Source organism: Actinoplanes sp. TFC3 (assembly GCF_001553785.1).
Taxonomy (GTDB): Bacteria; Actinomycetota; Actinomycetes; order Mycobacteriales; family Micromonosporaceae; genus Actinoplanes.
This window is the reverse complement of the sequence record NZ_LOJP01000001.1, coordinates 1,875,972-1,894,562: the sequence shown is the minus strand read 5'-3', so window position 1 is coordinate 1,894,562 and position 18,591 is coordinate 1,875,972. Positions and strand designations below refer to the sequence as shown.

General features: G+C 69.6%; 14 protein-coding genes. 10 read left to right on the top strand and 4 right to left on the bottom strand.

Annotated features, from left to right (window positions below; translation table 11 throughout):
• Together TFC3_RS08635 and TFC3_RS08630 are read left to right on the top strand one after the other, a co-directional pair.
• The coding region (locus TFC3_RS08635; RefSeq protein WP_161952552.1) for a WG repeat-containing protein at window positions 1-2,411 on the top strand (2,411 nt) is incomplete at its 5' end.
• Window positions 2,412-2,420: 9 nt separating this feature from the next.
• Entirely contained in the window at window positions 2,421-3,419 is a 999-nt protein-coding gene (locus TFC3_RS08630; RefSeq protein ID WP_067497849.1) for an aldo/keto reductase family protein, read from the top strand.
• Here the strand turns inward: TFC3_RS08630 and TFC3_RS08625 are convergent.
• Window positions 3,416-4,231, bottom strand: a complete 816-nt coding sequence (locus TFC3_RS08625; protein ID WP_067497846.1) for a site-2 protease family protein — start codon at window positions 4,229-4,231, stop codon at window positions 3,416-3,418. The two genes, TFC3_RS08630 and TFC3_RS08625, sit on opposite strands and share 4 nt — an antisense overlap.
• On the bottom strand, window positions 4,228-4,425 hold the full coding sequence (locus TFC3_RS08620; protein WP_067497843.1) for a hypothetical protein: 198 nt from the start codon (window positions 4,423-4,425) through the stop codon (window positions 4,228-4,230). The genes TFC3_RS08625 and TFC3_RS08620 overlap by 4 nt, the downstream gene beginning before the upstream one ends.
• Window positions 4,426-4,565: 140 nt before the next feature.
• Between TFC3_RS08620 and TFC3_RS08615 the strand changes: the two genes are divergently transcribed.
• Window positions 4,566-6,425, top strand: a complete 1,860-nt coding sequence (locus TFC3_RS08615; RefSeq protein ID WP_067497840.1) for a bifunctional adenosylcobinamide kinase/adenosylcobinamide-phosphate guanylyltransferase — start codon at window positions 4,566-4,568, stop codon at window positions 6,423-6,425.
• A complete protein-coding gene (locus TFC3_RS08610; protein ID WP_067497836.1) occupies window positions 6,400-7,155 on the top strand; it encodes an adenosylcobinamide-GDP ribazoletransferase in 756 nt (251 codons plus the stop codon). The genes TFC3_RS08615 and TFC3_RS08610 overlap by 26 nt, the downstream gene beginning before the upstream one ends.
• Here TFC3_RS08610 and gcvT read toward each other — a convergent pair.
• A complete protein-coding gene (gene gcvT / locus TFC3_RS08605; RefSeq protein WP_236718038.1) occupies window positions 7,144-8,229 on the bottom strand; it encodes a glycine cleavage system aminomethyltransferase GcvT in 1,086 nt (361 codons plus the stop codon). The two genes, TFC3_RS08610 and gcvT, sit on opposite strands and share 12 nt — an antisense overlap.
• A gap of 141 nt (window positions 8,230-8,370) precedes the next feature.
• On the opposite strand from gcvT, the gene TFC3_RS08600 reads away from it, so the two are divergent.
• Window positions 8,371-9,921: a leucyl aminopeptidase gene (locus TFC3_RS08600; RefSeq protein ID WP_067497833.1), complete on the top strand. Its 1,551-nt coding sequence runs from the start codon at window positions 8,371-8,373 to the stop codon at window positions 9,919-9,921.
• Window positions 9,922-9,942: 21 nt separating this feature from the next.
• Here the strand turns inward: TFC3_RS08600 and TFC3_RS08595 are convergent, their stop codons facing one another.
• Entirely contained in the window at window positions 9,943-10,263 is a 321-nt protein-coding gene (locus TFC3_RS08595; protein WP_067497831.1) for a hypothetical protein, read from the bottom strand.
• Between the two features lie 136 nt (window positions 10,264-10,399).
• On the opposite strand from TFC3_RS08595, the gene lpdA reads away from it, so the two are divergent.
• From lpdA to TFC3_RS08570, 5 genes are all read left to right on the top strand, one after another.
• Window positions 10,400-11,815 (top strand): dihydrolipoyl dehydrogenase, encoded by a 1,416-nt coding sequence (gene lpdA / locus TFC3_RS08590; protein WP_173745307.1) that lies wholly within the window; start codon window positions 10,400-10,402, stop codon window positions 11,813-11,815.
• 38 nt (window positions 11,816-11,853) lie between these two features.
• Window positions 11,854-13,707, top strand: a complete 1,854-nt coding sequence (gene sucB / locus TFC3_RS08585) for a 2-oxoglutarate dehydrogenase, E2 component, dihydrolipoamide succinyltransferase (protein ID WP_067497825.1) — start codon at window positions 11,854-11,856, stop codon at window positions 13,705-13,707.
• Window positions 13,708-13,844: 137 nt separating this feature from the next.
• Window positions 13,845-14,762 carry a TIGR01777 family oxidoreductase gene (locus tag TFC3_RS08580; RefSeq protein ID WP_067506252.1) on the top strand — a complete coding sequence of 306 codons (918 nt, stop codon included), beginning with the start codon at window positions 13,845-13,847 and terminating at the stop codon, window positions 14,760-14,762.
• A gap of 30 nt (window positions 14,763-14,792) precedes the next feature.
• On the top strand, window positions 14,793-16,640 hold the full coding sequence (locus tag TFC3_RS08575) for a DUF2079 domain-containing protein (protein WP_067497822.1): 1,848 nt from the start codon (window positions 14,793-14,795) through the stop codon (window positions 16,638-16,640).
• A gap of 53 nt (window positions 16,641-16,693) precedes the next feature.
• A complete protein-coding gene (locus TFC3_RS08570; RefSeq protein WP_082771928.1) occupies window positions 16,694-18,571 on the top strand; it encodes a DUF2029 domain-containing protein in 1,878 nt (625 codons plus the stop codon).
• Window positions 18,572-18,591: the final 20 nt, after the last annotated feature.

Sequence of the window (18,591 nt, the reverse complement as noted above, 5' to 3'; positions counted from 1 at the left end):
GCGGCGCCCCCGTCAGCAAAACCGACTGGTTCGCCCCCACCTCCGAGTCCGAACTCATCGTCACCACGGCCGCCGCGCAGACCCCTGCCGCCCCCGATTTGGGCGAAGCGGCAGCCACAGAAGAGCCCACCACCGAGCCCACGGCCCAGCCGGAGTCCGTTCCCGGTTCCACGGTTGAGGCGACCGCAATCGCCGAGCCGGTGCCAATGGTTGAACCGGGGCCCGGATCGAGCGCCGGACTTGAGGTACAGCCGAAGCTCGCACCTGAGGCGTCCAGGATCGCGCTCTCTGGGATCGGGGCCGGACCGCGGCCGGAGATCGACCCCAAGGCCGAGAGTGCAGCCGGTCAGGAGACCGGCTCTGCCACCGGGACCGGGTCTGCGACTCACCCGGTGATCGGCTCCTCAGTTGAGGCTCCGACGCCCGCACCACCCGAGACCGAGCCGGACACGAAGGTCGAGCCGGAGAGCGAACCTACCCCTTCAGCCACGACCGAGATCAAGCCCGAGGCCGGCGCAACAGCCACGCTAGACAGCGAACCCGATGCTGACGCCGCGATCGAAGCTGACTCAGCGGCCCACCTTGAGGTCACCCAGGAGGCAGCGCCCGAACCCGCCACCGGCCCAGCAATGACGGAGCCCAGCACCGAAAGTGAACCAGCGCCATCAGAGCCGGAGAATTCCAGCGCTGACGAGCACAGCGACGTCACCTCGCAACCAGGTTCCGCCGCGCAAGAGAACGATGTCGCCGGCCCCAAGGCCACGGCTCAATCCGCACCCGACCCGGAGCCGACAGGATCGTCCCAGAACGAACCGCAAGCCGAAGATGAAACGCGCACCGATGATGCGGGCCGAGCGCCGCGGGCTGACAGCGCACCTTCGGAGAAGGCCCCTGAACCTGAGACCGCGGAAGCAGCGCAAACCGAAGTCGCAGAGCATGAGACGGAATCAGCCCTCGACGTTGCGCCGCATGCCGTCGGCGCGTTGGAAAGCACCGCCCCATTGATCGAGGCGGAAATCCTCCCCGACGTCATCCCGCCGACCAGCGAGATCATCGACGCGGAGATTGTGCCCGATGCGGAGCCGCAGCGAGCGGAAGCGGTTGAGCAGGACCAAACCCCAGCACAATTCTTCCCGCCGCAGACCTGGAAAGCGCCGCAGTCCACCAAAGAGCAGCCCGCCAAAGAGCAGCAGCCCGCGAAACAGCAGCAGCCCGCACCCCGCCGGCTCAAAGATCCCGAAGAACAATTAGCAGACCACCCCTGGACGACAGACCCCAGAACCCTCAGAGAAACAGCCACCGATCCCGAACCGCTGTACACCATTCAGGACCGCCTGACAGACAAGCTCGAGTATGCCGAACGAGACGTTGTCCGGGCTCGCCTCTTGAGCTTGCGGGCGGTTATCGGGCGGGTTCTGGGCGAGTCCGATCAGGCGCTTGCTGATGGGCGGGAGGCTTTGCAGCATGCCGAGGCCAGTGGGGATGTTCGGCTGCTGGCTGTGGTTAAGGCTCGCGTTGCTCAGGTTCAGCAGTGGCGGGGGGATTTCGCCGAGGCCGATCGGCTTTATGCTGAGGCTAATTCTGGGGATGTGCCGGAGCGGCTGCGCGCCGAAATTCACGTCAACGCCGGGCGTTCCTGTTTTGAGCAGGGGCGTTACCTGGAGGCTTGCAATCAGTTCGAGCAGGCGCTTGAACTGCGGCGGGACGACGATTCGGACCTTGCCGCCCGGGCTGAAGCTGCTCTCGATGCGGTTATGACCCGGGTCCAGGACAGCGGGTGGGGTCCCTATCAGCGGACCCGGGAGGAAATCCTCCAGCAGGATCCGCCACCGCAGCCGACGTCGAATACCGATTCCCTTCTCATGGGGTACGCCGATAGCGCCCACAAAGACAGCGCCCACACCATTGTCATAGCCGAGCAATTCGCCGAGGCGCAGCCGTTCTCGGAGGGCGCTGCCTGGGTTCGCCGGCCCGATGGTGACGTGTGGGAGTTGATTGATGAGTCCGGCGCTACGCTGATTGGCGACGCTTCGGCGTACCGGCAGATCAGTCCTTTCTCGGAGGGTTTGGCGTGGGTTTCGCGTGAGCTTGAGGGTGAATGGTTCGCGATCGACTGGCACAACCGGGTCATCGTGGCGGGCAGCTTTGACGATGTGCGGCCTTTCAAGAATGGCCTGGCGGTGGTACGACGGGGCGACTGGGGCGCCCTCGATCGGCATGGACGCGTTGTTGTCGCACCGCGGTACTCGAACGTCGTCATGCATTCCGCTGGCTTCCTGATTCAACAGGGCGAGCTATGGGGGGCTCTTGATCGCAGCGGTGAGCCGCTCGCCGCGGTGAGCCACGCGACGCCCGCCGAGGTCGCCCGGGAGATCGACGGGCGGAGCGCGGATTTCCGGCCGGTCCTGTAGAAAACGGTGATGGAACACCGTCACCTGGGCCGTTCCGGTCTGCTCATCAGCGAGATCGCCTACGGCAACTGGATCACCCACGGTTCGCAGGTCGAGGAGGACGCCGCCGCCGCGTGTGTGCGGGCCGCCCTCGACGTCGGCATCACGACATTCGACACCGCCGACGCCTATGCCGGAACCGCCGCCGAAGAGGTCCTCGGACGCGCGCTCAGGGGTGAGCGTCGTGAGGGCCTCGAGATTTTCACAAAGGTTTTCTGGCCCACCGGTCCCGGGCCAAATGATCGCAGCTTGTCGCGCAAGCACGTGATGGAGTCGATCAACGGGTCGCTGCGCCGGCTGCAGCTCGACTACGTCGACGTCTACCAGGCACATCGCTACGACTATTCGACGCCGCTTGAGGAAACGATGCAGGCGTTCGCCGACATTGTGCATTCCGGCAAGGCGTTGTACATCGGCGTCTCCGAATGGACCGCGACGCAGCTCCGCGCGGGCTGGGAGCTGGCCCAGGACCTGAAGTTCCAGCTCGTGTCGAACCAGCCGCAATACTCGATGCTGTGGCGCGTCATCGAGGCCGAGGTCGTGCCGCTCAGCCAGGAAGTGGGCATCGGCCAGGTCGTGTTCTCGCCGATTCTGCAGGGCGTGCTGACCGGCAAGTACGAGCCGGGTAAGCAGCCGCCCGCCGGTTCCCGCGCCACCGACGACAAGTCGGGAGCCAATTTCATCGCCCGCTACCTGACCGACGAGGTGCTGACCGCGGTCCAGCAGCTACGCCCGCTCGCCGATCAGGCAGGTCTCAGCATGGCCCAGCTAGCGGTCGCCTGGGTCCTGCAGAACAGCAACGTGTCAGCGGCCATCATCGGCGCCTCCCGCCCGGAGCAGGTCCAGGACAATGCCAAGGCCTCCGGCGTACGACTGGGCAACGACCTGATGAAAGCCATCGACTCCGTCATCGGGGGCATAGCCGAGCGCGACCCCGCCAAAACGGTAAGCCCCGCGCGGCGCCCCTAGAGGTCTGACCAGAAGCGCATGAAGTAGAGGCCGGCTTGGCCGAGGGTGTCGGGGATGCCGATGAGATCGGCCAGCCAGTCGACCGCGTTGAAGAAGTAGACGTTGATCTGGGACTGCCAGAGCAAAACGAAGAGCAGCATGAAGCCGTACGGGGCGAACAGGTCGTACGCCCGCTGGTACGCCTGGTTGAGCCACGGCCGCAGAATGTTGCCGCCGTCGAGGCCCGGGACCGGCAGGAAATTGAGCAGGCTTGCGGTGACCTGCAGGAACGCGAGTGCGCCGAGGCCGAGCCAGAAGCCGCCGTGCGGGCTCAGCGTGCCGTCCTCGTAGACCGCCAGGCCATCGGCCGCGCCCAGGGCGAACGGGATGGCCAGCAACAGGGCGAACAGCACGTTCGTCAGCGGCCCGGCCGCGCTGATCAGGGATTCCTTGGCCTTGCTGCGGATGTGGGCGTGGTCGACCCACACCGCACCGCCGGGCAGGCCAATGCCGCCGAGCACCACCGCGATCAGCGGCAGCACGATCGACAGCACCGGGTGCGTGTACTTCAACGGGTTGAGCCGCAGGTAGCCGCGATCGGCGACGCCGCGGTCGCCGGAGAAATACGCGATGATCGCGTGCGCGTACTCGTGCAGGCACAGGGAGAAAACCCAGCCCGCAATGACGAACAGGAAAACGTCAACGCGTAGGTTGCCGAACCCGGTCCACGCCATCCACGCGCTGACCACGACCAGCGCGAGGATCCCGACGAAGACCGGGCTGGGCAGGAAGGCACTGCGCGGCGCACCGCGGCTGACCTGAAAGCTGCTCACTCGGCCGGCAGCAGACTCATCTTGTAGTCGACCCGATCGTCCTCGACCAGGCTGACCTGCGCGACACCGGCGGAGACGAGCTCACGCCACGCCTGACCGATCCACGACTCGGCATCGGCCTGGCTGCTGAACGTCTCGGCCGGGCCCGCCACCGGCTGCCCATCGACGCCCTCGTACCGCCAACTCCACGGCATCCGCCTCGCCCCTCCTCGATGTCTGGAACGCTTGCCGTCCACCCTACGGTGTGCGGCCCAGGGGTCACGCCCAGGCGCGCGGGCGGGACGGGGACGGGTCGATCCACGGGGTGTCACCCAGCGGATCTAAGGTACGGGCTATGTCTGCTGACGGGTGGAGTTCGGTCCTGGTGCTCGGCGGGATCCGGTCCGGCAAGTCCGCGTTCGCCGAGGCGCTGGTCGCCGGCGCCGCCTCGGTGCGCTACATCGCCACCGCTGTCGGCGGCGAGGACGATCCGGAGTGGCTGGCCCGCATCGAGGCGCATCAGCGCCGCCGCCCGCAGTCGTGGAGCACCGAGGAGAGCGGCGCCGACCCGGCCCGGCTCACGGCAATCCTCACCGACGCCAAGCCCGACGAGACGCTGCTGGTCGACGATCTCGGCGGCTGGGTGGCCTCGCTGCTCAACCCGGACCTGCAACCCAACGACGACGTGGCCACCGTCACAGCCCTGGCCGAAGCGGTACGGACGTCGGCCGCCCGGGTCGTGGTGGTCAGCCCGGAGGTGGGCCTGTCCCTGGTCCCCCAGACCCCGCTGGGCCGCGCGTTCGCCGACGCCGTGGGCACCGCGAACCAGGCGCTCGCGGAGGCTTGCGACCGAGTGGTGCTGGTGGTGGCGGGCCGCCCGGCATGGCTCAAGACGGCCGCCGACGAACCTGGCATCGTGACCGACGTCCAAGCCGAGGCCGCAACCGCCGATGAACCGGGCGCCCAAGCGGCCCCGGTCCCGCAGCCCGCCCCGACCGGAACAGCTCCCGTCGAAGCAGCCACGGGCGCAGCAGTCCCGGCCGTCGAGCCGCGGTCGGCCCAGGTCTCGGTGGCCACCCCGGCCGCCTCACTGGACGCGCCGCAGGCCGCCAGGAGCCGCCCCGAAAAGGAGACGGCCGACGACGAGGCGGATGTGGTCATCGAGGCCGGGATGGATCTCCCGCTGCCCGACAGCGACGCCGGTCCGGACGCCCGCGACCGCCTTGCGACCCTCGACCTGCCCGGGTCCGGGGTGGGCGCGCTGGCCGAGGCAATCGAGTTCGCCGCCGCCACCCAGAGCACCGCGAGTCCCCGACCGTGGGGTCCGGTTCGGGTGCTGCTGCTCGACGGCCGGGACGCCGGGGCGGCGTCGGCCGGTGACAGTCCGGCCGGGTCCGACCGCCGCACCGCGCAGGTCGAGGCCGGGGAGGGTGCGCTGGCCCGGCTGGCGGCTGGGGCCGGGGCCGACATCGCCGTCGTGCGCGTACCGGATACCGGGGCTTTGGAAGATGGCCCGGTCTTGGACGACGCAGCCGTGGAGGCTGGGCTCCGGCAGGGCTGGGAGCTGGCCGTTGCGGCCGCCGCGGATGGCAAGGAGGCGCTGGTCATCGCGTCGTGCGGGGCCGGTACGGACGCCGCCGCTACCGCGGTGGTGGCCGCGACTACCGGCGCCGAACCGGTGGCCGTGCTCCCCCGCGTCCTTGCCCCGGGCGGCAAGTACGACGATGAGGCGTGGATGCGGCGCTGCGCCGCGGTCCGCGACGCCATGCACCGCATCCGGCACGAGCCGCGCGGCGCCAAGGACATCCTCGCCCAGCTGGGTGGGGCCGACCTGGCCGTCGCCGCGGGGGCGCTGCTCGGGGCGGCCGCCAGGCGCATTCCGGTGCTGGTGGACGGCCCGGTGGGGATCGCCGCCGGGTTGGTGGCGCGGGATCTGGCCGCGCAGAGCCGGCATTGGCTGCTGCTCGCCGACGCGGGACGCCACCAACTCGTACGGCAGGGCGCGGACGTGCTCGGCCTGACCCCGGTGCTGGAGCTTGGTCTGGACCTGGGCGAGGGTGCGAACGCGCTGGCCGCTCTGCCGTTGTTGCGCACGGCGATCGCGCTGGCCGGCGCGTTGCCGGTGCACCCGGCGCTGCTGGAGAGCCCGGGCGACGACGACTTGAGCGAGTTCCTCGAGCCCGAACCGAATGGTCCCGGCCCCGCCAGTGTTTGATGCGCTGCGCCTGGCGGTCACCACGTTGACGGTGCTGCCGGTCAAAACGGGGCGCATCGACGGGCGTACCGCGGCCGGGGCGATGAGCCTGGCGCCGCTGGTGGGCGCGGGGCTCGGGGCGGTGCTGGGAGGCCTGCACGCGGTGTTGCCGGCAACGCTGCTGGGGGCGGCGCTGACGGTTACCGCTGGGGTGTTGCTGACCCGGGGTCTGCACCTGGACGGGCTGGCCGATTCGGTGGATGCGCTGGGCTCCTACCGCACTGGCCATGAAGCGCTGGAAATCATGAAAAAGGCGGACATCGGGCCGTTCGGCGTGGCGGCCATCGCGCTGAACCTGATCCTGCAAATCGCCGCCATAGAAGCAACAACAACCGCGATAGCGCTGTGCATCGCCATCGCCTGGACCACGGGTCGGCTGGCGGTGACCCTTGCCTGCCGCAGGGGCGTTCCGGCGGCCCGGCCCGAGGGCCTGGGCGCGCTCGTGGCCGGCACCGTGCCCACGCCGGTTGCGGTGGGCATCGCGGTCCTGGTGATGGCGGGAGCGACCGTGGCGGTTCCGGGCCGTCCGTGGGCCGGTCCCGCCGCGGTCGCCGGCGTCATCGTCGTCGTGCTGGGTCTGATCAGGCATGCGGTACGGCGTTTCGGCGGCATCACCGGGGACGTTCTCGGTGCTCTGACCGAATTCGCCACCACGGCAACGCTGGTGACCCTGGCCCTGCTAGCGAACTGAGGTCTGCACGAACGGCGGCTTCACGATCCGGGCCTCGATCCGGCGGCCTCGCACGTCAATCTCGACCAGGTCGCCTTCTTTGAGCCCGGGTGCCGTGTCGAGCAGGGCCAGCGCGATGCCGGCCTTCTTCGTCGGCGAGAAGGTGCCGCTGGTGACCTCGCCGACCAGGGTGCTCTGGACGTACACCTGCATGTGGCCTCTCGCAATGCCACGGCCCGTCAGTTCCAGTCCTCGCAGCGACCTGCGCGGGCCCTGGGTCTTCTCGGCAAGCAGCACGTCGCGGCCCCAGAACGCCGGCTTGTTCCAGCCGACCGCCCAGCCCGAGCGCGCCTGCACCGGTGTGATCTCCAGCGACAACTCCTGGCCGTGCAGCGGGTAACCCATCTCGGTGCGCAGCGTGTCACGCGCGCCGAGACCGCACGGCCGGACACCCGCCTCGATCAGCGCATCCCACACCCGCACCGCGTCGTCCCACGGCACCACCAGTTCGTAACCCACCTCGCCGGTGTAGCCCGTGCGGCACACGATCAGCTCGACGCCCTGCAGGGTGGCCTGGTTGAACGACATGTACTCGTGCTCGACGGGCAGACCAAGCGCCTTCACCGTCTCCGGCGCCTGCGGACCCTGCACGGCCAGAACTGCCCAGCTCCGGTGCTCGTCGGTGACCGTGATGCCCTCGGGCGCGGCGGCCTGCAGGCGGCGCACGACCTCGGCCGTGTTCGCCGCGTTCGGGATCAGGAAAACCTCGTCCGGACCGATGAGGTACGCGATCAAGTCGTCGACCACGCCACCGCTCGCGTCATCGCAGCACAGCGTGTACTGCGCCCTGCCCGGCTCGATGCGGCCCAGGTCGTTGGTCAGGCACGAGTTGACGAAGCCGGCGGCGCCCGGGCCGGAAACCCGCGCCTTGCCCAGATGCGAGACGTCGAACACACCGACCGCTTCGCGCACCGCAGCGTGCTCACGCAGGACACCACCACCGGCGTACTCCAGGGGCATCTCCCAGCCGCCGAAGCCGGCGAACTTGGCGCCCAGGGCGGTGTGGCGCTCGTGCAGAGGCGATTGGAGCAACATGAGTGGCAACTTACCCGTGACCATGCATGTGGTTAGCATCGGCGGGACACCACCGCCGTCCGGCGCGACCCGCACCGGATGGAACACGCCGCCGGAGCGTCCCACGAGTCGCCTCCGGCCCAGCGATCGCGGAGAGCCCGAGTGACCCACCCCACCCCCACTTTGCGCCTCGCCGACGGCGACCCCGCCGAGCTAGCCGTCGATGCCCTGATCATCGGCCTGCACAGCCAGCCCGGCGAGGGTGGCGCACTGCTGCCCGCGGCCGGTGCCGAGAGCATTGCCGCCGCGTTCGACGGCAAGCTGAGCTCGACGCTGTCCCTGCTCGGCGCCACCGGCGCGCCCGGCGAGGTGACCAAGCTCGCCACCCTCGGCACGGTTGCCGCGCCGCTGATCGTCGCGGTCGGCTTGGGCGACGAGCCCGCCGGTTCCGCTCCGGCCACCGAGACGCTGCGCCGGGGCACGGGTGCCGCCGTGCGCGCGCTGGCCGGCAGTGAGAACGTGGCGCTGGCCCTGCCGGTGCCCGGCGACGCGGATGCGCCCGGCGTGCTGCGGGCCATTCTCGAAGGGGCACTGCTGGGGTCGTACCGCTTCGGTGGTTACAAGACCAAGCCGCAGCCCGGCCGCCGCGACCCGGTCAAGAACCTGCAGGTCATCGTGGCCGACTCCGGCGACGCCGCGGCGCAGGCGGAGCTCACCCGCGCCGAGATCGTCGGGCGCGTCGTACGGCAGACCCGCGACTGGGTCAACCAGGCGCCCAACGAGCTGCGCCCGCCCGCGTTCGCCGACGCTGTTGCGGCGGCCGCCGAGGGCACCGGCCTGGAGGTCGAGGTGCTCGACTTCGACCAGCTCAAAGCCGGTGGTTACGGCGGCATCGTGGCGGTCGGCCAGGGTTCGGAGGCGCCGCCGCGGCTGGTCAAACTTTCCTACACCCCCGAGGGCGTGCAGAACCCCAAGCGGGTGGCGCTGGTCGGCAAGGGCATCACGTTCGACACCGGCGGCATCAGCATCAAGCCGGCCGCCGGCATGTGGGAGATGAAGTCCGATATGGCCGGTGCCGCCGCAGTCGGGGCCACGCTGCTGGCCGTCGCCGCGCTCAAGCCGGACGTCGCGGTCAGCGGCTACCTGGCGATCGCGGAGAACATGCCGTCGGGCACCGCCTACCGTCCCGGCGACGTGATCACGATGTTCAGCGGCAAGCGCGTCGAGGTGCTCAACACCGACGCGGAGGGCCGCATGGTGCTGGCCGACGGGATCGCCCGGGCCTGCGCCGACGGCACCGACTACCTGTTCGAGACCTCCACACTGACCGGAGGCCAGGTGATCTCGCTGGGCAAGCGGATCGCCGGCGTGATGGGCGACCCGGCGACCTGCGAGCGCGTCAAGGCGGCCGGTGACCTGGTCGGCGAGCCGGCCTGGCCGATGCCGCTGCCCGACGACGTGCGCAAGGGCATGGAGTCCGAGATCGCCGACATCAGCCAGACCAACGCCAGCATGGACCGGGCCGGGCACATGCTGCAGGGTGGCGTGTTCCTCAGCGAGTTCGTGGCCGAGGGCGTGCCGTGGGCGCACATCGACATCGCCGGGCCGTCGTACCACACCGGCGAGCCGAGCGGTTACTGGACGAAGGGCGGCACTGGCGTTCCGGTTCGTACCCTGCTCGCCCTGATCGACGACGTCGCCGCCAACGGCTGACCCGTCCGCAGAGCGCCGCTCTCAAGCGGGGCGGCGCTTCTGGCGGGCGTTGTAGTCACGCATCCGCTGCGGATAGCCCATCAGCCGGATATCGTAGATCGGCATCGAGAGCTGGTGGGCGAAGCGACGGGCGCTCTCCGGCGAATCAATGCGGCGCCGGGTCCATTCGCCGTCGTGGGCGATCAGCAGGATGGTCGTCTCGGTGACGGTGGTCCGGGGCTCGATGAACGCTTCGACACCGCGGCGGGAGCGGACGAACTCCGTCAGATATTCAAGATCCTCACGGGTCGCAGTCCGGCCGCTCGTACGTACCGGCTCTCTGCGCCGCCGGAACCAGGCCACGGACGACTCCTTCAACGGGGTAGCTGTCGCAAGGGTACGTCCTGACGCAAGTGTCGTACGGCACCTGGCTTCATCGAACGGTTCGTCAAGTGACAAGATGACCGGGACAGCTGTGACCGTTTCCACCATGTGACCCATGTGGCAACGATGCGATCTGGGAGAAGACGTGAGCCAGCCTGGCGGAACCTTCGACATCGTGATCCTCGGCGCCGGCAGTGGCGGGTATGCGGCCGCCCTGCGCGCGGCCGAGCTCGACCTCTCCGTGGCCCTGATCGACAAGGCGGAGCTGGGCGGCACCTGCCTGCACCGCGGGTGCATCCCGACCAAGGCGCTGCTGCACGCCGCGGAGCTGGCCGACCAGACCCGCGAAAGCGAGCAGTTCGGCATCAAGGCCGATCTGGTCGGCATCGACATGGCCGGCGTCAACGCCTACAAGGACGGCGTCGTCGGCCGGCTCTACAAGGGCCTGCAGGGCCTGCTCAAGCAGGACAAGATCACCGTGGTGCAGGGCGAGGGCAAGCTCGTCAGCAAGGACACCGTGGAGGTCAACGGCCAGCGCTACACCGGCCGCAACATCATCCTGGCCACCGGCTCCTACTCGCGTTCGCTGCCCGGCCTCGAGGTCGACGGCAAGCGGGTGCTGACCAGCGAGCACGCCCTGCGGCTGGACCGTGTGCCCAGCTCGGCGATCGTGCTCGGCGGCGGCGTCATCGGCGTCGAGTTCGCCAGCGTGTGGAAGTCCTTCGGCGCCGACGTGACGATCCTGGAGGCGCTGCCCCGGCTCGTGGCCGCCGAGGATGAGGAGATCTCGAAGGCGGTCGAGCGCGCGTTCCGCAAGCGGAAGATCAACTTCAAGGTCGGCAAGCCGTTCGAGAAGGTCGAGCACACCGAGAACGGCGTGCGTGCCACGATCGCCGGCGGCGAGACCGTCGAGGCCGAGATCCTGCTGGTTGCCGTCGGCCGCGGCCCGGTCACCCAGGGCCTGGGCTACGAGCAGCAGGGCATCACGCTCGACCGCGGCTTCGTGATCACCAACGAGCGGCTGCACACCGGCGTGGGCAACATTTACGCGGTCGGCGACATCGTGCCCGGCCTGCAGCTGGCCCACCGCGGCTTCCAGCAGGGCATCTTCGTCGCCGAGGAGATCGCCGGACGCAAGCCCGCAGTGATCGACGAGGCCGGGATCCCGCGCGTCACCTACTCCGACCCCGAGGTCGCCTCGGTCGGCATCACCGAGGCCAAGGCCAAGGAGCAGTACGGCGCCGACAAGGTCAAGACCTACAACTACAACCTCGGCGGCAACGGCAAGAGCCAGATCCTCAAGACCCAGGGCTTCGTCAAGCTGGTACGGGTTGAGGACGGCCCGGTCGTGGGCGTCCACATGGTTGGCGCCCGGATGGGCGAGCTCGTTGGTGAGGCACAGTTGATCTACAACTGGGAAGCTTTCCCGGAGGAGGTCGCGCAGCTCGTGCACGCCCACCCCACGCAGAACGAGGCTCTTGGCGAGGCGTTCCTGGCGCTCGCGGGCAAGCCGCTGCACGCACACAGCTGATCACGATCCGTTCTACAGCGGTTAAGGAGTTCTGAGAGATGCCGGTATCGGTCACCATGCCGCGGCTGGGTGAGAGCGTCACCGAGGGCACCGTCACGCGCTGGCTCAAGCAGGAGGGCGAGCGGGTCGAGGCCGACGAGCCGCTGCTCGAGGTCTCCACCGACAAGGTCGACACGGAGATCCCGTCGCCGGCCGCGGGTGTGCTCTCGCGCATCGTCGTCGGCGAGGACGAGACGGCCGACGTCGGCAGCGAGCTGGCGGTCATCGCGGGCGACGGCGAGGACGCGGGCTCATCGGCCCCGGCCCCCGCCCAGCAGCAGGAACAGCAGAAGGCCCCGCAGCAGCAGGAACAGCAGCCGGAGCCCGAGCCGGCCGCGCCCACCACTCCCTCGACCGAGAAGCCGGTCGAGGAGGAGGCCCCGGCCCCGCAGACCGGCGCCCCGAGTGGCGGCGGCGACGGCACGGCCGTCAAGATGCCCGCCCTGGGTGAGAGCGTCACCGAGGGCACCGTCACGCGCTGGCTCAAGCAGGTCGGCGAGACGATCGAGGTCGACGAGCCGCTGCTCGAGGTCTCCACCGACAAGGTCGACACGGAGATCCCGTCGCCGGTGGCCGGCACGGTGCTCGAGATCAAGGTGCAGGAGGACGAGACCGCCGACGTCGGCGCCGACCTCGCCATCATCGGCACCCCCAGCAGCGCGCCCGCCCAGGAGGCCCCCAAGCAGGAAGCGCCCAAGCAGGAAGCGCCCAAGGTCGAGTCGGCGCCCACTCCTTCGGTCGAGCCGGGATCCTCCTACGCGGAGCCGGCCCCCGAGGCCGAGGTCGCCAAGGACCCGGTGGCCGCCGAGCGCAAGGCCGAACCGGCCCCGGCTCAGGCCGAACCGGCCCAGGCGTCCGCGCCGGCTGCCGAGACGGTGCGCGCCAACGGTGCCGGCGACGCCGGTTACGTGACGCCGCTGGTCCGCAAGCTGGCGGCCGACAAGGGTGTCGACCTCTCCTCGATCACCGGCACCGGCGTCGGTGGCCGCATCCGCAAGCAGGATGTCATCGAGGCGGCCGACAAGGCTGCCGCGGCCAAGGCGGCAGCGTCTGCCCCGGCTCCGGCTGCCGCCCCGGCGCAGACCGGCACCCCGGCTCCCAGCGCGAAGCCGGAGCCGAGCCCGCTGCGTGGCCGCACGGAGAAGCTGACCCGCATCCGCGCCACCATCGCCCGGCGCATGGTCGAGTCGCTGCAGATCTCCGCGCAGCTCACCACCGTCGTCGAGGTGGACGTCACGAAGATCGCCCAGCTACGCAACCGCGCGAAGGCGGACTTCCTGGCCAAGAACGGCGTCAAGCTCTCGTTCCTGCCGTTCTTCGCGCTGGCCGCGGTCGAGGCGCTGCGCCAGCACCCGGTGGTCAACTCGTCCATCGATCAGGAGGCCGGCACGGTCACCTACCACGAGGGCGAGCACCTGGGCATCGCGGTGGACACCCCCAAGGGCCTGGTCGTCCCGGTGATCAAGGACGCCGGCGACCTCAACCTGGCCGGGCTGGCCAAGCGGATCGCCGATGTCGCGGAGCGCACCCGCAGCAACAAGATCAGCCCGGACGAGCTGTCCGGCGGCACGTTCACGCTGACCAACACCGGCAGCCGGGGCGCGCTGTTCGACACCCCGATCATCAACCAGCCGCAGGTCGGCATCCTCGGCACCGGCGCGGTGGTCAAGCGCGCCGTGGTCGTCGACGACCCCAACCTGGGCGAGCTGATCGTGCCGCGCTCGATGGTCTACCTCGCGCTCAGCTACGACCACCGGATCGTGGACGGCGCCGACGCCGCCCGCTTCCTGGTTTCGCTGAAGGAGCGGCTGGAGGCCGGGCAGTTCGAGGGCGACCTGGGGCTGCACGCCTGACGAGGGCCAACCTCGGCGATCGCCAGCCGCACAGCATGAGCTCGGCGGATCGCGGCGGCAAAATGTGAGGAAGAAGGGACGCGCAAGCGTCCCTTCTTCTGTTTTGTGGGCCTTGGTGATCGGGAATGATGGAGAGCATGCGGATCCTCATGGCCGGCGCTTCCGGGTTTCTGGGCACCAAGCTCGCCGAACGGCTGCGAGCCCACGGCCACCACGTCGTCCGGCTGGTCCGGCGTCCCGCCACGAGCGCCGACGAGGCGACCTGGCAGCCGTCGACCGGCCAGCTCGACCCGGCGCTGCTGGTTGCCGCCGATGCGGTGATCAACCTGGCCGGTGCGGGCGTGGGCGACAAGCGCTGGACCGCCGGCTACAAGAGCACGATCCGCAGTAGCCGGGTGGACAGCGCGGGCACGATCGCGCACGGCATCCGCAAGCTGCCCGCCGAGGACCGTCCGGCGGTGGTGCTGCAATCCTCGGCCGTCGGGTGGTACGGCGACACCGGTGACCGCGAGGTGACCGAGGACGCCCCGGCCGGCGCGGGCTTCCTGGCCGACGTGTGCCGGGTCTGGGAGGCTGCGGCCCGGCCCGCCGAGGACGCCGGCGTGCGGGTGGTGCTGCTGCGTACCGGACTGCCGCTGGATCAGCACGGCGGCTTGCTCAAGCCGCAGATGCCGCTGTTCAAGCTGGGCGGCGGGGCCAAGCTCGGCGGCGGCAAGCAATACGTGCCGTGGATCTCATTGGAGGACTGGCTCGCCGCGACCGAGTTCCTGCTCGACCGCGAGGATGTGGCCGGGCCGGTTAACGTGGTCGGGCCCGCCCCGGCGACCAATGCCGAGTTCACCCGCACGCTCGGCAAGGTGCTGCACCGGCCGGCGTTGCTGCAGGTCCCGGGGTTCGCCCTGCAGGTGGCGCTGGGCGAGTTCGCCGGTGAGGCGCTGCGCAGCCAGCGGGTGCTGCCGGGGGTTCTCGAGCGGGCTGGATTCTCGTTCACCCACTCCACCCTGGAGGCGGCGCTGCGGGCGGCGGTGGGTGACGAAACACCCGCTGTCGCCTGATCACCGCTCAATCTTGCTAACCTCCGGCGCGTGTCCGTCGTCGAGGCAGCCCCGTCCGAGTCCGCCGAACCGCCGCCGTCCGCGCTGAGGGCCCGGCTGCGAGCGTGGCGCCCGCACCTGCTCTTCGGTGTCGTGGCGCTGGCGCTGGGGACGTACGTGGTCAGCGGTTTGTGGCTGAACCCGCACGGGCGCGTGCTGGTGGAGAACAAGGGTGACCAGGCGTTCTTCGAATGGCTCCTGGGTTATGGCGTCTACACGCTGAGCCATGGGGCCGATCCGTTCTACACCACGCTGCTCAACGCGCCGCTGGGCGTGAACCTGGCCGCCAACACATCGATCACCGTCTACACGACACTGTTCGCGCCGCTGACCTTCCTGGCCGGGCCGCAGGTCAGTTTCGCGACGATTCTGACGCTCAACCTGAGCGGGGCGGCGTTCGCCTGGTGGTTGTTCCTGCGACGCTTCCTGGTACGCAACCACATCGCCGCCGCCGTAGGCGCCCTGTTCTGCGGCTTCGCCCCGGGGTTCGTCTCGCACGCCAACGGTCACCTGAACTGGACTGCCGGCTGGGTCGCCCCGGTGCTGCTGTGGCGAGTGCTCAAGCTGCGCGAGCCGGGAATGTGGATCCGCAACGGCATCGTGCTGGGCATCCTGATCGCCGTCGGATTCTCGATCGCCGCGGAGGGGCTGTTCTTCACCGCGCTGGCCAGCGCGGTGTTCCTGGCCGTGTGGTCGCTGAGCCCGTCAACCCGCGGTGAGGCCCGCGCTGCGGCGCCGAGCATGGCCGCCGGGTTGGTTACCGCCGCCGTGATCGCCGCCGGCCTGCTGATGTACCCGCTGTACATGCACTTCGACGGGCCGCGCACGTTCACCGGCACCGGCTTCAACCAGTATCACTACGCCGAGGACGTGGGCGCCTACTTCGAGTACCCCACCCGCTCGGTGGCCGCCTGGATGGGCTTCGGCAACAACCTGGCGCCGAACCCGACCGAGGAGACCTCGTACTTCGGGGTGGGCCTGATGCTGCTGATCCCGATCGCCCTGATCGTGCTGTGGCGCCGCGCAGAACCCGGGCGGCGAGCCACGCTGGCCGCCATCAGCGCCGTCGGCCTGGTGTTCCTGGTGCTGTCGTGGGGACCCGGCCTCAAGTTCTTCAAGGATCTGACCGACATCAGCCTGCCGTACAAGTGGCTGATGGATCTGCCGCTGTTCGACTCCGCGCTGCCCGCCCGCTACGCGCTGGTGGTGGCCGCGGTGTTCGGCATCGTGCTGGCCCTGCTCACCGAGCGCCTGCTGACCGAGCCGCTGCCCTCCGTGACCGCGCACACCCTGTGGGCCGCCGCGTATGCCGTGGCCCTGCTCCCCCTGCTGCCCACACCGGTGCTGACCGAGCCCCGGGTGGCCGAGCCCGCCTTCATCGCCGACGGCCTCTGGCGCGACTACGTCACCGACAACGGCGTGATGACCGCGCTGCCGTTCGCCACCACCGACACCGCCGACGGCCAGCGCTGGCAGGCGTACACAATGGCTCGGGCGGGCAAGCAGTTCCGCATCCCGGATGGCTACTTCCTCGGCCCCGGCGGACCGGACGGCACCGGTCAGATCGGGGCGACCATGCGGCCCACCGACTGGTTGTTCTTCCAGGCCGCCTACTACGGGCAGATCAGGCAGATCAGCGAGCAGGACCGGGCCTCGGCGCGCGCCGACTTCGCGTACTGGGGTGTGCAGGCGGTGTTCCTGCCCGACCAGATCACGGGTTCGCACACCTCGCTGTTCCGCTCCGCGGCTGAGCTCACCGCCACCGAGCTGCTGGGCGAGCCGGAGCGGGTGGGCGGGGTCCTGCTGTGGCGCATCCGGCCGGGCCTGGATCCTTCCTGAGACTTCCGCGGGCAAGTCGATGATTCCGACGCCGCGCTGATAACTTCGTCTGGGTGGCCGTAGCACCCGCTGTGCCGGATGTCACCGATGCGCCGGCATCCGAACCTGCCCGCCGATCGTGGGTGTGGCTGCGGGATGCCGGGTTCGCGGTGCTCAGCCTGGCCATGGCTTACTGGATCACGTCCGGGATCTGGGTGGATCCGTTCCGGCGCGCGGTCAGCTACAACGAGGGCGACCACGCGTTCTTCGAATGGGTGCTCGGTTACGGCGTGCAGATCTGGACGCACGGCGACAATCCGTTCTGGACCACCTTGATCAACGCGCCGGCCGGGGTCAACCTCGCGGCTAACACGTCCGTCACGGTGTACGCCCTGGTGTTCGCCCCACTGACCTATGTGGCTGGTCCGCCGGTCACGTACGTGACGATCCTGACCTTGAATCTGGCCGGTTCGTCCTTCGCCTGGTACGCGTTCCTGCGCCGGTTCGTCGTCCGGCGCCGCAGCGCTGCAGCGATCGGTGCGCTGTTCTGTGGTTTCGCGCCCGGCTGGATCGCGCACGCCAACGGCCATCTCAACTGGACGGCGGGCTGGCTCATCCCGGTGCTGCTCTGGTGGGTGCTGCGGCTGGGCAGCTCGCGGCGCTGGGTGCTCAACGGTGTCGTGCTCGGCCTGCTGATCACCGTAGCCTTCTCGATCGCGCCGGAGCTGCTGTTCTCCGTTGCGATCGCGGCGACTGTGTTCGTCATCACCTGGTGCTGTTCGCGCGCGACGTGGCCGCAGGCGCGCGCGGCGGCACCCCGGGCGTTGGCTGCGCTGGGCATCACCGTGCTGCTGTCGGGGGCGTTGCTTGCGTATCCGCTGTACATGCATTTCGCGGGGCCGGGGTCGTACCAGGGGACGGGGTTTGACCAGCGCAGGTATGTCGAGGACGTGGCCGGCTACGGGGTGTATCCGTTCCGGTCGATAGCGGGGGCGTTCGGCTTCCAGCGCGGCGATCTGGCGTCCAACCAGACCGAGGGAGCGTCGTTTTTCGGCGTACCCCTTCTGCTGCTCGTGATTGCCGGAACAGTGCTGTTGTGGTGGCGGGCGGATCGGTCGCGCAAGGTGCTGATGCGGTCGCTGACGATCGTGGGCCTGCTGTTCGCGGTGCTGTCCTTCGGGCCGCGGCTCAACTGGTTCACCAAGGAGTACAACGTCCCGCTGCCCTACGCGGCGCTCGCGCATCTGCCCATCTTCGACTCGGCGTTGCCGGCCCGGCTGGCGCTGCTGGTGGTCTGCGTCATCGGCGTCACCTTGGCGCTGCTGGCCGACCGCAGTTTCTTCCGCGGACCGCTGGCCCGGCGCATCGCGTGGGGTGCGGCGTTCGCCGCGGCACTGGTGCCGATCTTCCCGACACCGGTCCTGACCAGCGATCGCACGACCGAACCCCAGTTCATCGCCGACGGTACGTGGAAGCTTTACGTGCGCGACGGGCAAGTCATGAGCGCTTTGCCGTACGCAGCCAGCGCGGCTCCCGACGCACAACGCTGGCAGGCCTACACGTTGGCTCGCGGCGGCCCGCAGTTCCGCATCCCGGACGGCTACTTCCTCGGCCCCGGCGGCCCCGACGGCACCGGCCGGGTGGGTGCCCCGCCCCGCCGCACCGACTGGATGCTGCTGCGCCCGGCGCTGACCGGTTATGTGGACGACATCGACAACTTCGACCGCGCCCGGGTGCGCGAGGACATGGCGTACTGGCAGGTCGACGCGCTGTTCATTCCCGACGAGATCATCGGGCGCGACGGGTTGATGTTCCGCGCCTCGCTGGTCAGCACGGTCACCGCGCTGTTCGGACCCGGCGAACGTGTGCAGGACGTGCTGATCTGGCGGGTCCGGCCCGGCCTCGACCCGGTGTCCGTTCCCGGTGACGGCGCCGACACCTACGGCCCCTAGAACCCGGATTAGAATCGCTC

Bases quoted from the DNA above. Each gene is read 5' to 3' on its own strand.
- TFC3_RS08620 (WP_067497843.1), bottom strand. From the start codon at position 4,425: ATGCCGTGGAGTTGGCGGTACGAGGGCGTCGATGGGCAGCCGGTGGCG.
- TFC3_RS08615 (WP_067497840.1), top strand. From the start codon at position 4,566: ATGTCTGCTGACGGGTGGAGTTCGGTCCTGGTGCTCGGCGGGATCCGG.
- sucB (WP_067497825.1), top strand. From the start codon at position 11,854: ATGCCGGTATCGGTCACCATGCCGCGGCTGGGTGAGAGCGTCACCGAG.
- TFC3_RS08630 (WP_067497849.1), top strand. From the start codon at position 2,421: ATGGAACACCGTCACCTGGGCCGTTCCGGTCTGCTCATCAGCGAGATC.
- TFC3_RS08610 (WP_067497836.1), top strand. From the start codon at position 6,400: ATGGTCCCGGCCCCGCCAGTGTTTGATGCGCTGCGCCTGGCGGTCACC.
- gcvT (WP_236718038.1), bottom strand. From the start codon at position 8,229: ATGTTGCTCCAATCGCCTCTGCACGAGCGCCACACCGCCCTGGGCGCC.
- TFC3_RS08580 (WP_067506252.1), top strand. From the start codon at position 13,845: ATGCGGATCCTCATGGCCGGCGCTTCCGGGTTTCTGGGCACCAAGCTC.
- lpdA (WP_173745307.1), top strand. From the start codon at position 10,400: ATGTGGCAACGATGCGATCTGGGAGAAGACGTGAGCCAGCCTGGCGGA.